Source organism: Streptomyces sp. JNUCC 64 (assembly GCF_054484115.1).
Genome location: NZ_CM137015.1, coordinates 99,650 through 113,642, shown reverse-complemented (window position 1 = coordinate 113,642; position 13,993 = coordinate 99,650). Strand labels below are relative to the sequence as shown.

Here is a 13,993-nt window from a genome sequence, read left to right as displayed (position 1 = left end):
GCCGCCCGACGACGCCCAGGGCGTCCCCGCCGGGGGCACGGGCGCCCACGCGGCGACGGGCCACGGGAAGCCCGCCGGACGGCGGACGCGCCCGGGGCGGGGTGCGTCAGGCGTCCACCGTGAGGGGGCCGGTGGGCACCGCGCAGCACAGCAGGGCGTGTCCGTCCGGGACCGGCAGCCCCGGGGCGATCAGATGCGCCGCCCCGCCGTCCACCCGCTGGCGGCAGGTGCCGCAGGCGCCCGCCCGGCACGCCGCCGGGAGCCGGACCCCGGCGGTCTCCCCGAGGTCCAGCAGACTGCCGTCCCCGGCGGTCCAGACCGTCTCCACCCCGCTGGCGGCGAAGCGGACCGGGAACGGCCCCGGGGCGGGCGGCGGTACGTCCGTCAGCGGCACCTCCACCGGCGAGTAGAAGTGCTCGTCGGTGACGGCACCGGCGGGGACCCCCGCCGCCAGCAGCCCCGCCCGGGCCGCCGCCACGAACGGCCCCGGCCCGCACAGGTACGCCTCGCCGTCCGGACCGGGCGACAGCTCCGCGTAGTCCGCGTCCGTGGGGCGCCCCGCCCGGGCTCCCGGCGGCACCGGCCCCCCGGCGGTCACGTACAGCCGCCCGGTGCCGTGCTCCAACAGCTCCAGCAGCGCCAGCACCCGCCCCCACAGGGGCGCGTCGTCGACGGTCCGCACCACGTTCAGCACCGTCACCGGCCGCCCCGGCGCCGCCGAGGCCAGCCGGCGCAGCACCGCGAGGACGGGGGTCACCCCCACCCCGGCCACCGCCAGCAGCAGCGGCCGGGACGGGTCGGACGACACGACCGGGGTGCCGTAAGGACCGGAGATCCGCAGGCCCTCGCCCACCCGCAGCGCGTGCACCAGCGGCGAGACCCGCCCGTCCGGCACCCGCTTCACACTGATCGCGAGGTCCCCCGGATCGGTACCGGTGAGGGTGTAGCTGCGCCACACCGGTCCCCGCCCGTCCGCCAGATGGACCCGCAGGTGCTGGCCGGGCGCCGCGCCGAGGGCGGCGGGGTCGCGCAGCCGCACGGTGGTGACCGTGGGGCTCTCCCGGCGCAGTTCCGTCACGGTGGCGTAGCGCGGCCAGTCGGGTTCGGGCGTCGGCAGGGACGCGGGGTCGGCGGGGGCGTCCAGGACCCCGAGCGGGTCCCCCTCCGCCACCGGCCCGCCCCGCACCACCCGCGCGTACACCCCGCAGTAGAGGTGGCCGAAGCGGGAGGCGAGCAGCACCGGGACGTTGAGGTCCCGCTCCCCGGTGTCCGGGTTCACCGTGGTGGCCCGGCAGCGGTCGGTGGCCTGGACGACCTCCAGTTCGGCCCCGCCCACCGCGATCCGCCTGCCGACCAGCGCGTACTCCCGCCACGGGCCGAGTCCCTCGACGTACAGATTGGCCCGGAACCGGCGGTGGTCGACCGGGACCCCGGCCGCGTCGGAGAGCGCCCGGACGGTGTCCAGGTTGATCAGCGAGACCGTGGCGTGCGGCCAGTCCCACAGCGACACCCCCGGCGCGTCGGCGGTGACCGGCCCCTGAGGCCCGTCGGGGAACCAGGTCCGCAGGACCGCGTCGGCCCGCGCCAGGTCCCCGGGCGGCGGCACCCCGTCGCGCAGCCGCAGCGTCAGCTCCGCCCCGGACGGCGCGGTGACCGTCAGGACCACCGTGCCGTCCGGGCCGTCGGCGAGGGACAGCCCGAACCGCGCCAGGGCGGCGTTCCGCACCAGCCGCAGGAACGCGGTGCTGCTGGTCCAGCCGGACTCCTCCCGCACCTCCAGGGTGCCGTTGCGCAGCCCCACCACCCGGTCCAGGGGCAGCCCCCGCCCCGGGGCGAGGACCACCCGGGACAGGGACCGGCCCGCCATGCCCTTGACGGGATAGCGGACGATCCCGGCCACCCGCCCGGCCACCGGAGGGACCTCGTTCACCACCGCTCCCAGCCGTCCCGGGTCGCGGTGCACGGCCCGCCCGGGTGCACCCGCAACCGGCCGCCCCCCACATCGGCGCTCACCGTCAGCAGGGTCCGCCACCGCTGGTGGAAGGGCAGCCCCTCCTGCGGATGGCAGCACACCGGCGCCCCGTCGCTCTCGTGGGCCCGCAGCAGTTCCACCCAGCGCTCGGGGTCCGGCTCGGCCAGCAGCGCCCGGTGGGCCGACAGACGGGCCAGCCGGGGGTGCGTACTGGCACCGGCCGGGGTGTTCTCCCCGAGCGCCAGCACCGGGTCCAGGAAGTGGTTGGTGTGCGCGAGGAAGCCGTCGGGGTCCGGGCGGACCACGGCGACGCCCGCCGGACAGACCTCCACGCTCGCCGCGTCCCCCTGCCGCCCGTCGTGGGTGACGACCGTGAACACCGTGGACGCGGTCACCCGCGCCGAGCGGGCGATGTCCACGGCCTCGCCGACCGTCGTCGCCAGGTCCAGGATCCGCCGGGCCACCACATGGACGGGGACCCCGATCCCCTCGCCGTCCTCCCGGTGGCTGAGGATGTTGAAGTGCAGGGCCAGTCCGGCCCCGTTGACGCCGATCTTCGCCAGCACCCCCGCCTCGGTGAACGTCCGCACCAGGGGCCCCGACGGGCCGGGACGGTACCGGGTCAGGGTCCGCGCGCCCGCCATCTCGTCGTGCCAGTCCCAGGTCTGGATGGTGTGCGGAGCGCCCGGAACGCCCAGGTGCACGGCCGTGGAACACTCGCCCTCGGCGGTCGCGCCGACCGTGGCCAGCACCTCCGTCCGGGCGTTGACCAGCGCGAGTTCCCGAACCGGGAGACCCGCGCCCGCCGCCGTCCCGGCGAGTTCGGCGAACAGCTCCGGGGCCCAGCGGGCGATCTCCCCGGCGGCCTCGTCGCCGTGGGCGGCGAGCGCGTCCGGCGCCACCCCGACCGCGGTGAACAGCTCGCGGTAGGCGGCGACGGCGGCCCGCACGCGCGGACCGTGCTCCCGGCCGAAGGCGTGCCCCCGCCGGGTGGGGTCCGGCTCCTCGGAGGCGAACCGGGGGAGTCCGGCGGCCGGGAGCGGGGTCCCCGGGTCCACGGCGGGCGCGATGTCGGCGCGGGTCACCGGACGCTGCTCAGGATCGCGTCCCACATGACCTCGGAGGCGACCGCCCCGAGCGCGACGGACGTCATGGTGTCCTGCCCGGTCCGCATCGGGTTGCGCGGCAGGTCCACCTCGTCGGTGGTCAGCGTGAACAGGGTGTCGCCGTCCATGTTGGTGTGGAACGGCTGGATGCCCCGGTGCATGGAACCGTGCACCTGACGGCCGAAGTAGGCCAGCTCGCGGTCGTCGAGGCGGACGTTGGTGACGAGCACCGAGATGGTGGTGTTCCCCGGCTGGGTGACCGGCACCGCGCCGGGGTCCTTCGCGAACGCCTCCTCGTAGTCCAGCTGCGGCAGGCTCCGGGTCCCCGTCGCCGCGTCGTAGTTGCCGCGCAGCACCGTCCCGTCGCGGTCCACGATCACCCCGACCGCGTTGACGACCGTCGCGGCGAGGATCCTGATGTCCCCGATCCGCCGGAACGCCGCGCCCTGCCCGGCGAACTCGGTACGGGCGTACTCGACCTTGCCCACCGAGGCGCTCGCCCCCGCCCCGCAGCGCCCGACCGGGAACTCCCCGTGCCGGGCGGCCCGCAGCGCGGCCCGGCCGAGGGCCTCGTCCGGGGTGACCGCGTTGTCCCGGGCGCTGAAGTCGTAGATGATCGCCCCGGCCACGCACTTGAGCTGGTCCCAGTTGACGTCGTTGCCCACCCGGCCGAGGAGTTCGGCCGCGACCCCGGGAGCCGCGCCGAGCCCGTACAGGGAGCCCCCGGCCAGACAGACGGCGTGGGCGAAGGAGTCGGCGCCGTAGGTGAGGCCGATGGCGCCGCCCCGGGCGTCGATGGACATCCGGGCGCCCGCGGGCACGTGCACCACGGTGACCCCGGTGGGGCCCTCGCTGTACTCGGCGGTGCCGACCTCGACGCCGGGGAAGTCGTACGGCACCACCCGGTCCCCGGCGCTCGGCCGGGGCTCGGGGGAGAGCTCGGCGTTGCCCGGGCAGGGGCCGAAGGCGGGGACGCCGGTCAGGAAGTGCTCGGGGTCGGGGGTCGGGGCCGAGGCGTTCACAGGTTCTCCAGAAGGGTGCGGGAGTACGGATGGGCGGGTGTGTTCCAGAAACGGGCGGTGTCCGCGAGTTCGACGATCCGCCCGGCCCGCATCACGGCGACGCGGTGGGCGGCGTAACGGACGGCCGCGAGGTCGTGGGAGATGAACAGGGCGCCGAAGCCGTGTTCGTCCTGGAGGTCGCGGATCAGATTGAGGGTCTGGGCCTGGACGGACACGTCGAGCGCGCTGACGGCCTCGTCGAAGACGATGAACCGGGGCCGGGTGATCAGCGACCGGGCGATCGCCACCCGCTGCCGCTGCCCGCCGGACAGCTCGTGCGGCAGCCGCTCCGCGAACCGCGCGGGCAGCCCCACCCGGTCCAGGAGTTCGGCGACCGCGCCGTGGTGGGCGCGCGGCCGGGTGCGGGTGGCCGCGGCGAGGGGTTCGGCGACGCTGTCCCGGATCGTCAGCCGGGGGTTCAGCGACCACTGCGGGTTCTGCAGCACGGCCTGGACCGTCCCCGCCCGGCGCCGTCCGCCGGGCGGCTCCCCGAGGAACCTGACGGTCCCGGAGGTCGGCCGCAGCAGCCCGAGCGCCACCGACCCGGTGGTCGACTTCCCCGAACCGGACTCGCCGACCAGACCCAGGGTCTCGCCCGGGGCGATCCGGAAGCCGACCCCGTCCAGGGCGGTGACCGCGCCGCCCCGGCGGCGGCCGGGGAAGACCACCGACACGTCGTCCAGTTCGAGCACGGGCGCCCCCGCCGCCCCGCCGTCGCCGACCGGGGCGTCGAGGGACCCGGCCGCTGGCGTCGACGAGGTCTGTCCGTCGGTCATGACGCCGTCTCCTTCCGTCGGAGGGACGGAGCCGCCACGGGGGACGGTCCGCCGTCGTGGGCGTGGTGGCACAGCACGGTGCGGGCGCCACCGGTGACGGGCACCGGCCGCTCCGTCGCGCACCGGTCGGTCGCGGACGGACAGCGCGGCGCGAAGGCGCAGCCCGCCGCCGCGCCGGAGAGCACCGGCGGCGCGCCCCCGATGGCCCGCAGCCGGTCGCCGTCCGCCGCGCGCGCCGGGTCGGCGGCGGCGAGCGCCGCGGTGTAGGGGTGCCGGGGCGCGCCCAGCACCTCCCCGGCGGGACCGTCCTCGACGACCCGGCCGCCGTACATCACGGCGACCCGCCCGCACCAGCGGGCCACCCCGCCGAGGTCGTGGCTGAGCCAGACGACGGTGGTGCCGTGCTCGTCGGCGAGGGAGAACAGCAGCCGCAGCACGTCCTGGCGGACCTGGGCGTCGAGGGCGGCGGTGGGCTCGTCGGCGATCAGCACGGCCGGGGCGCGGGCCATGGCCATGGCGATGACGACGCGCTGCGCCATCCCGCCGGAGATCTCGTGCGGATAGAGCCCGAGGACGCGTTCGGGGTCCTTGATGCGGACCTGTTCCAACCGCCGGACGAGCGCCGCGCGCTCGTTGCGCCGGGTGCCCAGGGCCAGTGCCAGCTGCCGTCCGATCCGCAGGGTCGGGTTCAGCGCGCCGACGGGGTCCTGGGGGATGAAGCCGAGGCGTTCGCGGCGGAGCCGGGCCAGCCGGTCCCGGGGCAGGTCGAGGACGGAGACCCCGTCCACCAGGACCCGGCCGTGCGGGTAGCGGGTGGTGGCGGGGAGCAGTCCGCCGACCAGGAGTCCGAGGGTGGACTTCCCGGAGCCGGACTCGCCGACCACCCCGGTGTGCTGGCCGGGTTCGACGGCCAGCCGCGCGCCGTCCAGGGCCCGCACGGTGCGCCGGGGGGTGCGGTACTCGGCGGTGACGTCGTCGATGAGGACGATCGGCGTCATATCAGCGCCCTCGTTTCTCTGGGTTCGAAACGGTCGCGCAGACCGTCCCCGATGAGGTTGATCGAGACGATCGCCGCGACCAGGACGGTGCCGGGCGCGATGATCAGCCAGGGGGCGTTGACCAGGTAGAGGCTGCCCTCCTGGATGAGCAGCCCCAGGGAGGCGTCGGGCAGCTGGACCCCGTAGCCGAGGAAGCCGAGCCCGCCCTCGACGAGGATGCCGATGGACAGGGCGTAGGTGCCCTGCACGGCGATGGTGCCGGAGACGTTGGTGAGGAGGTGACGGCGCATCACGGTGAGGGCGGGCACCCCGCTGATCCGGGCCGCGACCACGAAGTCCCGGCGGGCGACGGCCCGCGCGGCGGTGGCGACCATCCGGGTCATCAGCGGCACGGTCACCAGGACGGTGCTGGCGAGGGCGGCGGAGCGGCCCGGGCCGAGCACCGCGGAGACCAGCACGGCGAGCACGATCGCCGGGAACGCGTACAGCACGTCGGCGAGCCGGGAGATCACCTCGGCGGTGCGTCCGCCCCGGTACCCGGCGAGGATGCCGAGCGCGGTGCTGATGACGGCGGCGGCCAGGACCGCCAGCGAGGACAGCAGCAGGGTCGTCCCGATGCCCTGGAGCAGCCGTGGCAGCAGGGAGCGGCCGAGGTTGTCGGTCCCGATCGGGGCGTCGGCGCCCGGCGGGGTCAGCCGCTGTCCGACGGTGGCCTCCGGGTCCCCGCCGAGCCCCAGCAGATGGCTGAGCAGGGTCGCGGTGATCAGCAGCAGCAGCGTCCACAGGGCGGCGCGGAACAGCCCGTCGAAGGACCGTGGCGCCAGCGCGGACCGCAGCAGCGCGGCGGCCCGCCGTACCGGCGGCACGGACTTCGGGGCCGGGGCGTCCGGGGCGTCCGGGACGGCGCCGGGCGAGTCCGGCGGCTCGTCGTGGGCGGGGCCCGGGCGGGGCTTGGGGGTGGTGGCGCTCATCCGGGGATGCCTCCTGCCGGGTCGCTGATCCGTGGGTCGACCAGTCCGCTGACGATGTCCACGAGGACGTTGACGACGATGAAGACGGTCGCCGCGAGCAGCACCCCCGCCTGGACGACGGCGTAGTCGCGGCGGTCGAGGCCGTCCACGAGGAACGAGCCGAGCCCCGGGGTGGTGAAGAGCCGCTCCACGATGACCGCGCCGCCCAGCAGATAGGCGGTGAGCGTGGCCAGCAGGGTGAGCACCGGGATGGACGCGTTGCGCAGCACGTGGTGGCGGACGATGTGGGCGGCCGACTCGCCCCGGGCGAGGGCGGCGGCGATGTGCGGTTCGACGAGGACGCCGAGGACGGCGTCCCGGGTGGTCCGGGCGACGGCCGCCGTCCCGAACACGGCGAGCACCGCGGCGGGCAGCACCAGGGAGAGCACCGAGCGCACCGGGTCCTGTGCCCATGGCACGTAGGCGCCGACGGTCAGCCCGAGCCCGTACCGGGTGAACACGAACACCACCAGGCTGCCGAGGACGAACTCGGGCAGGCTCAGTCCGAGGCTGCCCAGCAGCCGCCCGGCCCGGCCGCCGCCCGCGCCCCGGATCCCGGTGAGGACGCCGAGGGGGATCCCCACGAGGACGGTGATCGTCAGGGCGAGCACGGCGAGGGTGACGGTGGCGGGCAGCCGCTCGGCGAACTCCGAGGCCACCGGCGTCTGACTGGCCATGGAGGTCCCGAAGTCGCCCCGGACCGCGTTGAACAGCCAGTGTGCGTACTGCTCCGGCAACGAGCCGTCGAGGCCGTAGCGTTCGGCGGCGGCGTCCTTCTCGGCCCGGGAGGCCAGCGGGCCGAGGACCAGGTCGGAGTAGCGGCCGGGCATCGCGCGGACCGCCGCGAAGATCAGCACGGAGACCCCGGCGAGGGTGAGGGCGGCGACGCCGAGGCGTCCCAGGGCCCAGCGGAGGTAGGTCATGGCGGGCTACTTGGCGCCGGGGATCGTGAACTCGGTGACGTTCCGCAGCAGGTTGCCGTACCCCTCACGGGCGTGGAGGGTGGGGCTGACCCGGTCGGTGCGGTAGCCGAGCACACCGGGCCGGGAGACCAGCGGCAGCATCTCGGCGTTGGTGTCGACCCGTTCGCACACCGCGCGCAGCGCGGCGGCCCGGTCGGCGCCGGGGGCCTTCGCGGTCGCCGTGTCGATGAGGGCGTTGAGTTCGGTGTCGTTCTTCAGGAAGACGCCGGAGAACTTGGCGACGGACGGGTTCCACCAGCGGGACACCATGGAGGCGTCGGCGTAGCCCGCGAACCAGCCGATGGCGAGGTCGAAGTCGGGCTTCGCGCCGAAGACCCGCTCGCCGTAGGTCGCGTCGTCGAACTTCTCGATCTTCACGGTGACCCCGGCCGCCGCGTACTGCTGCTGGACGACCTGGGCGATCTGGGCGAGCGCGGGTTCCGAGGTGTAGACGGCGAGCCGGAGGGTGGCGCCCTCGGCCCCGGCCGCCTTCACCGCGGCCTTGGCGCCCGCCGTTCCGGCCTTGGCCCCCGGCAGCTCCTGGGGGGGCGCAGCCGTCGGGCAGCACCGAGGGGGCGACGCCGGTCGGCCGGGACTGCCCGCCGAGCGCGTTCTCGGCGATCCGCTTCCGGTCCAGCGCGGTGTTGAGCGCGAACCTGACCTTCTGGTCGGCCAGCGGCGACTTCGGGTTCCGCGAGTTCTGGATCAGGTAGTAGAAGTCGCTGTACCGCTGGTTGACGGCCTTCACCTTCGGGGTTCCGGCCAACTGGTCCAGCGAGTCGACGTTGTTGAAGAAGGCGAGTCCCGCGTTCCCGCCGCGCACCGCGGCGAGCCGGGCGGATTCCTGCGGAACGATCTCGACCCGGAGTTCGGAGACGCCGACCTTGTCCGCGGACCGGTACTCGGGGTTCGCCGCGAAGATCCAGTGGCGGTCCTGTTTGTGTTCCCGGACGGTGAAGGGCCCGGTGCCGAGCATCTTCTTCCCGATGTCCAGGGAGCCGTCCTCGATCTCCTTCATCGGGAGGATGGCGGCGGGCGTGTTCGAGAGCGCCGAGAGGAACGGCCCGTAGGGCTTCTTCAGGGTGACGGTGACCTCGGCGGGCCCGGTGGCCCGTACCGTGTCGATGGGGCCGAGCTGGGCGCCGTAGGGCGCCTTGGAGGCGGCGAGACGCTTGAGGCTGCCGACCACGTCGTCGGTGGTGACCGCGCGCCCGTTGGAGAAGGTGACGCCCTCGCGGAGGGTGAACACGTAGGTCCTGGGGTCCGGCTGGGTCCAGCTCTTGGCGAGCAGCGGCTTGATCTCGAAACGGGGGCCCACGGTGACCAGCGGTTCGTAGACCAGGGAGCCGAGGGACCAGGAGCGGGCGCTGCCCGCGAGCTGGGGGTCGAGGCCGCCCGCCTCGACGGAGTCGTAGTCGACCTGGACGGTCAGCGGACCGCGTCCCTTGACGCTCCGGTCGGCGACGGCGAGGTAGCCGGGGCGCTCGCTCCCGCCGTCCGCGGTGTCGTCGGCGGCCGGGGCGCTACAGGCCGTGAGGGTGACCGCCAGGGCGGCGGAACAGGCGACGACGGAGGAGGTTCTTCGCACGGGTCTTCTCCTTGCCCAGAGAAGCCGGATCGTTCCGGCGTGTCCGGAAAACTATGTCCGGTCCGGGGGGCTGTCAATGTTTCTCACAAGGGAATTCCCTCTTTTCCGGCTGCCTCGGGAAAGCCCCTGAAAAAGAACACGGGTCTTTTCCGTACGGCAGTGGAAGCCATACGGAAAAGACCCGTCCCGGACCGTCCCGGAATGATTTTTTAAAGGAGTGGGCGGCTTAGGAACTCTGAGTGGAATCCCGGATGTTCAGCGTTATCGGAACCGATCGCACGGTTCCCTCGGGGGCCTCCTTGGCGAGGATGTCGCAGAGCAGCCGGGCGCATTCGGCGCCCACCGAGCGGGGGTTCAGTTCGATGGAGGTGATGGGGGGATCGGCCAGTCGCATGCTGGAACTGTCGACGCAGGAGGCGAGGAGCAGGTCCTCGCCCACCACGCGCCCGGCGGCGCGCAACTCGGGCAGGATCGCCGCGGCGGCCCCGTCGGCGGCGCACACGATGGCGTCGATCCCCGGGTTCAGGGCGAGCATCCGCCGCGCCTCGGCCTGGAGGACCTCGGGCCGGGCCCCGAACGGCGCCTTGTGGGTGAGGTCCGGAGCGCCGCGCCGGGCGCACCACTGCCCGTAGGTGGCGCACAGGGTGGCCGCCCACTCGCCGGTGGTGTCGGAGGCGAGGAACGCGACCCGGCGCGCTCCCCGGGCGGCCAGATGGTCGAGCAGCCCGGTCAGATGGGCGCGGTGGTCGGAGAGGACCACTCCGGTGGACTCCTTGTCCCCGACGTACCGTTCGGCGGTGACGACCGGCAGCCGCGACCCCATCAGCTGGTCGACCACCGGGTCGCCGGCCATCGGGTCGCACAGCACCAGACCGTCGACCTGCGGGGCGGCCCGGCCCTGCGGAAGGTGTCCGGCGGAGATCAGGGTGACGTTGAGGCTCGCCCGGGTGGCCTCCTCGATCACCCCGAACACGAAGGACATGTAGTACTCGGCGCTGGTGAGGAACTCCGGGATGTGCAGTCCGATGGTCTCCGTCACCGAGGTCCGCAGCGAACGGGCGGTCCGGTTGGGCGCGTACCCCAGACTGCGGGCCGCCGCCACCACCACCTCCCGGGTCGCGTCCGAGACCCGGCCGCGCCCGCTGAGCGCGTCGGAGGCGGTCGTCCGGGAGACCTCCGCCACCCGGGCGACGTCCGCGATCGTGGGGGCGGGACCGTCCGCCCGGGGGATCCGTGCGCCCGGCACCGCCGGGCTGCCCTGCTGCATGTTCACCATCCGTGGGTCAGGGTGTCGTCCAGAGCGGCGACGAACCGGTCCGCGCTCTCCCGGGTCAGACAGAGCGGCGGCTTGATCTTGAGCACGCACTGCCGGTCCGAGGTCGGCTGGACGATCACGCCCAGTTCGCGGAGCCGTTCGCAGATCGCCGCCGTCTCCTCGGCCGCGGGTTCCAGGGTCGCACGGTCCCGGACGAACTCCACCCCCAGGTAGAGCCCGCTGCCGTGCACCGCGCCGATCAGCGGGTGCCGCGCGGCCAGCGCGGTGAGCCGCGCGCGCAGATGGTCCCCCACCTCCCGGGCGTTCTCCCGCAGTCCCTCGTCCCGCAGCGCGTCCAGCACCGTCAGTCCGACCACCGAACTGACCGGGCTGCCCCCGGCGGAGGAGAAGAAGTACCCCTGGTTCCGGTAGGCGGCGGCGATCTCCCGGGTGGTGACGACCGCGCCCAGCGGATGCCCGTTGCCCATCGCCTTGGCGACGGTGACCACGTCCGGGACGACGCCCTGCTGCTCGAAGCCCCAGAAGTGGTGGCCGAGCCTGCCGTAGCCGACCTGGACCTCGTCGGCGACGCAGACCCCGCCGACGGCCCGCACCGCCGCGTAGACCTGCTCCAGATAGCCGTCCGGCAGGGCCATCCCCCCGGCGTTGCCGTAGTAGGGCTCGCAGATGAACGCCGCCGGGGGTCGCCCCGAGGCGGCCAGCTCCCCGATCGCCGCCACCGCCTCGGGCCCGTAGCGCACGGCGTCGGCGCCCCGGTGGACGCCCCGGTAGGCGTTGGGCGCGGGCAGCGCGTGCACCCAGTCGGGACGGGAGTCCAGCGCCCCCGGGTTGTCGGCGACGGAGGTGGAGACGGCGTCGCTGGCGTACGTCCAGCCGTGGTACGCCTCCCCGATCGAGACGACGTCCTGACGTCCGGTCGCCGCCCAGGCCAGCCGGAGCCCCAGATCGACGGCCTCGGAGCCGCTGTTCACCAGGAACACCTGGTCGAGTCCGGCGGGCAGCAGCTCCGCGAGCCGCTCCGACAGCTCCACCACGGAGGCGTAGTGGAAGCGGGAGTTGGTGTTGAGCCGTCGCCACTGGCGGTGGACGGCCCCGCTCAGCCCGGGGTGCCCGTGGCCGAGGATCGTCACGTTGTTGAGCACGTCGAGGTAGCAGCGGCCCTCGGTGTCCAGGAGGTGCTGCCGCCAGCCGCGTTCCACCCGGGGCGGGGCCCCGTAGTAGTGCTCCTGCACCTCGGCGAAGGACCGGCCGCGCCGCCGCAGCAGCGCGGCGGGGGAGTCGGGGTCGTCCCCGGTGCCCTCGGGCGCGGCGGCCACGGCGGCCCGGAACGCGTCCGGGAACACCGCGAGGGGGTCGGGGCACACGGCGAGCCAGCCGGTGGCGAGGGCGGGCGGGACGAACGCGGGCGGGTCGCCGTCCGCGAGCCGGGTGAGCCGGACCAGCGCGCCGTGCCCCACGCTCCCGAGGGGGTCCCCGGCGCGGACCTCCTCCGCCGCTGCCGGGACGGCCTCCCCGGCGGACCGGTCGCCCCCGCCGGTCCCGCCGGTCCCGCTGGTCCCGCTGACTCCGTCGGTCCTGTCGGTCCTGTCGGTCCCGTCGGTCCCGTCGGTCCCGTCGGTCCCGTCGATCAGGAGGCGCCAGCCGTCCGTGGTGAGCGTCAGCGCGCGGGGTCCCCGGCGGACGAGCGTGCCGGACCAGGGCGCGGAGAGGGCGAGCGGCGCGGCGGTGCGCAGCTCCACCCCCAGGGCGAGCGTCGCCGCCGGGGGCTCATGGGGACGGGACCGGGTGAGGCGGTGTTCGCCGTGCCGGGCGAGGACGGCCGCCGCCCCGCCGTCCAGGGCCCGGGCGAAGAGCGCGCCTTCGGTGCCCGGGTCGAGCCAGGCGCCGTCGTGCAGGTCGTCGCTGAGGACGGACAGGTCCAGGACGGCGACGGAGCCGTCCGGGCCGGCGGTCAGCGGGTGCCGCGCGGCGGGCGGTCCGGGCACCGGGGTGTGGCCGGTCGCCGCGCGGACCTCGGCGGTCATCACCTCGGCGGGGACGGACAGGGCCGTCTCCAGCATCGTCCACTCACGGTCCAGCGCGGCGGTGGCGTAGGCGTTGCCGGGGTCCTGGAGCGCGTCGAACCGGCCGCTCACGACCAGGACCGCGCAGCGCAGCACGATCAGCGGCCACAGCGCGTCCGCCTCCTCGGCCCCCAGCGGGCGGACCGCGTGGAAGGCGCGGACGGCGGGCAGCACCGAAGCCGGGCCGCAGCCGTGGTGGTGGAGCACCGACGCGCAGGTGACGGCGAGTTCGGCGACGGTCCAGCCGGGGCCGAGATCACCGAAGTCGATCACCCCGACCGGCAGGGGCCGTCCGTCCGGGCCCCGGTCGCAGACCACGTTGTTGTCGGTGACGTCGCCGTGGACGGTCTGGACGGGCAGCCGCCCGGCGTACGGGGCGAGCAGGGCGTGCGCGCCCCGGGCGGCGGCCAGGGCGCGTCCGGCGACCGCGCGGTCCGTCAGCCGGGGGGCGAGCGCCTCCACCACGGCGAGCCCGTCGCGCAGGTCCCACAGCCGGGTGCCGTCCGGCTCCGGCGCGGTGAACGCGGCGAGTCCGGCGGCGACCCGGCCGGAGAGCGTCCCCAGCCGCGCCACCACCTCCGGGGCGAGGTAGCGGCTGTCCATGATGGGTTCGCCCGGTACGTGGTCGAGCAGCCGGACGCCGAGTTCGACGCCGTCCATGGTGACGCGCTGGACGAAGGCGCCGTCGGTGCCGGGCCGGGCCCGGGGCAGCCGGAGGTCGGGGGCGGTGGCGGCGAGCGCCTCGACCGCCCGCACCTGGCCGTCGAGGGCGGCGGGTCCGATGACCGGGTTGGCGATCTTGAGGACGTGGTCGCCGCCGTCGTCGGCGCGCACCCGGTAGTTGAGGTCCTGCTGGCTGCCGAGGTCCCGCAGCGTGCCGCGCACCCCGAACCGCTGGTCCAGCACCGCCGCCAGGGTGTCCTCGTCGACGGCGGCCATCGGCGGTATCAGCCAGTCTGTGGACGGGATGGCCATAGCACTCCGATCGGTGGCGTCAGTGGTCCGCCGGGCTCGACGCCGGGGCGCCGTCCGGGGTGCCGGAACGATCCGGCACTGATGGGGGGTGAACATATTGACGACGGAGGAACGTGTCAACGGTTCGCGCACGAATCGGTGTGAGTCGAGAGGATGCCGTGATCTCCGGGCGCTACGGGCATCCGGGACGCGGCGGTCGGAACGTG

General features: G+C 74.9%; 10 protein-coding genes and 1 pseudogene. All 11 read right to left on the bottom strand.

Annotated features, from left to right (window positions below; translation table 11 throughout):
* Positions 1–106 precede the first annotated feature (106 nt).
* A complete protein-coding gene (locus tag ACVWNX_RS00440) occupies positions 107–1,930 on the bottom strand; it encodes an MOSC domain-containing protein (RefSeq protein WP_454411816.1) in 1,824 nt (607 codons plus the stop codon).
* Positions 1,927–3,057 carry a C45 family autoproteolytic acyltransferase/hydolase gene (locus tag ACVWNX_RS00435; RefSeq protein ID WP_454411815.1) on the bottom strand — a complete coding sequence of 377 codons (1,131 nt, stop codon included), beginning with the start codon at positions 3,055–3,057 and terminating at the stop codon, positions 1,927–1,929. Before ACVWNX_RS00435 ends, ACVWNX_RS00440 begins: the two co-directional genes overlap by 4 nt.
* Positions 3,054–4,100, bottom strand: a complete 1,047-nt coding sequence (locus ACVWNX_RS00430) for a P1 family peptidase (protein WP_454411814.1) — start codon at positions 4,098–4,100, stop codon at positions 3,054–3,056. Before ACVWNX_RS00430 ends, ACVWNX_RS00435 begins: the two co-directional genes overlap by 4 nt.
* Complete coding sequence (locus ACVWNX_RS00425) at positions 4,097–4,915, bottom strand: ATP-binding cassette domain-containing protein (RefSeq protein ID WP_454411813.1); 819 nt, start codon at positions 4,913–4,915, stop codon at positions 4,097–4,099. The genes ACVWNX_RS00430 and ACVWNX_RS00425 overlap by 4 nt, the downstream gene beginning before the upstream one ends.
* Positions 4,912–5,913 carry an ABC transporter ATP-binding protein gene (locus tag ACVWNX_RS00420; RefSeq protein WP_454411812.1) on the bottom strand — a complete coding sequence of 334 codons (1,002 nt, stop codon included), beginning with the start codon at positions 5,911–5,913 and terminating at the stop codon, positions 4,912–4,914. The genes ACVWNX_RS00425 and ACVWNX_RS00420 overlap by 4 nt, the downstream gene beginning before the upstream one ends.
* A complete protein-coding gene (locus ACVWNX_RS00415; RefSeq protein ID WP_454411811.1) occupies positions 5,910–6,884 on the bottom strand; it encodes an ABC transporter permease in 975 nt (324 codons plus the stop codon). Before ACVWNX_RS00415 ends, ACVWNX_RS00420 begins: the two co-directional genes overlap by 4 nt.
* A complete protein-coding gene (locus ACVWNX_RS00410) occupies positions 6,881–7,846 on the bottom strand; it encodes an ABC transporter permease (RefSeq protein ID WP_454411810.1) in 966 nt (321 codons plus the stop codon). Before ACVWNX_RS00410 ends, ACVWNX_RS00415 begins: the two co-directional genes overlap by 4 nt.
* 6 nt (positions 7,847–7,852) lie before the next feature.
* The gene (locus ACVWNX_RS00405) at positions 7,853–8,422 is read right to left on the bottom strand and encodes an ABC transporter substrate-binding protein (protein ID WP_454415026.1); all 570 of its coding nucleotides are present in this window, start codon (positions 8,420–8,422) and stop codon (positions 7,853–7,855) included.
* 91 nt (positions 8,423–8,513) lie between these two features.
* Positions 8,514–9,134 (bottom strand): annotated as a pseudogene (locus ACVWNX_RS00400) (ABC transporter substrate-binding protein); the annotation flags it as partial.
* A gap of 565 nt (positions 9,135–9,699) precedes the next feature.
* Positions 9,700–10,740 (bottom strand): LacI family DNA-binding transcriptional regulator, encoded by a 1,041-nt coding sequence (locus ACVWNX_RS00395; protein WP_454411809.1) that lies wholly within the window; start codon positions 10,738–10,740, stop codon positions 9,700–9,702.
* 2 nt (positions 10,741–10,742) lie between these two features.
* Positions 10,743–13,787 carry an aminotransferase class III-fold pyridoxal phosphate-dependent enzyme gene (locus ACVWNX_RS00390; RefSeq protein ID WP_454411808.1) on the bottom strand — a complete coding sequence of 1,015 codons (3,045 nt, stop codon included), beginning with the start codon at positions 13,785–13,787 and terminating at the stop codon, positions 10,743–10,745.
* Between the last annotated feature and the right edge of the window lie 206 nt (positions 13,788–13,993).

Excerpts from the sequence above, each read along its gene's own strand:
- ACVWNX_RS00425 (WP_454411813.1), bottom strand. The coding sequence starts at position 4,915 with ATGACCGACGGACAGACCTCGTCGACGCCAGCGGCCGGGTCCCTCGAC.
- ACVWNX_RS00420 (WP_454411812.1), bottom strand. The coding sequence starts at position 5,913 with ATGACGCCGATCGTCCTCATCGACGACGTCACCGCCGAGTACCGCACC.
- ACVWNX_RS00415 (WP_454411811.1), bottom strand. The coding sequence starts at position 6,884 with ATGAGCGCCACCACCCCCAAGCCCCGCCCGGGCCCCGCCCACGACGAG.
- ACVWNX_RS00410 (WP_454411810.1), bottom strand. The coding sequence starts at position 7,846 with ATGACCTACCTCCGCTGGGCCCTGGGACGCCTCGGCGTCGCCGCCCTC.
- ACVWNX_RS00395 (WP_454411809.1), bottom strand. The coding sequence starts at position 10,740 with ATGCAGCAGGGCAGCCCGGCGGTGCCGGGCGCACGGATCCCCCGGGCG.
- ACVWNX_RS00390 (WP_454411808.1), bottom strand. The coding sequence starts at position 13,787 with ATGGCCATCCCGTCCACAGACTGGCTGATACCGCCGATGGCCGCCGTC.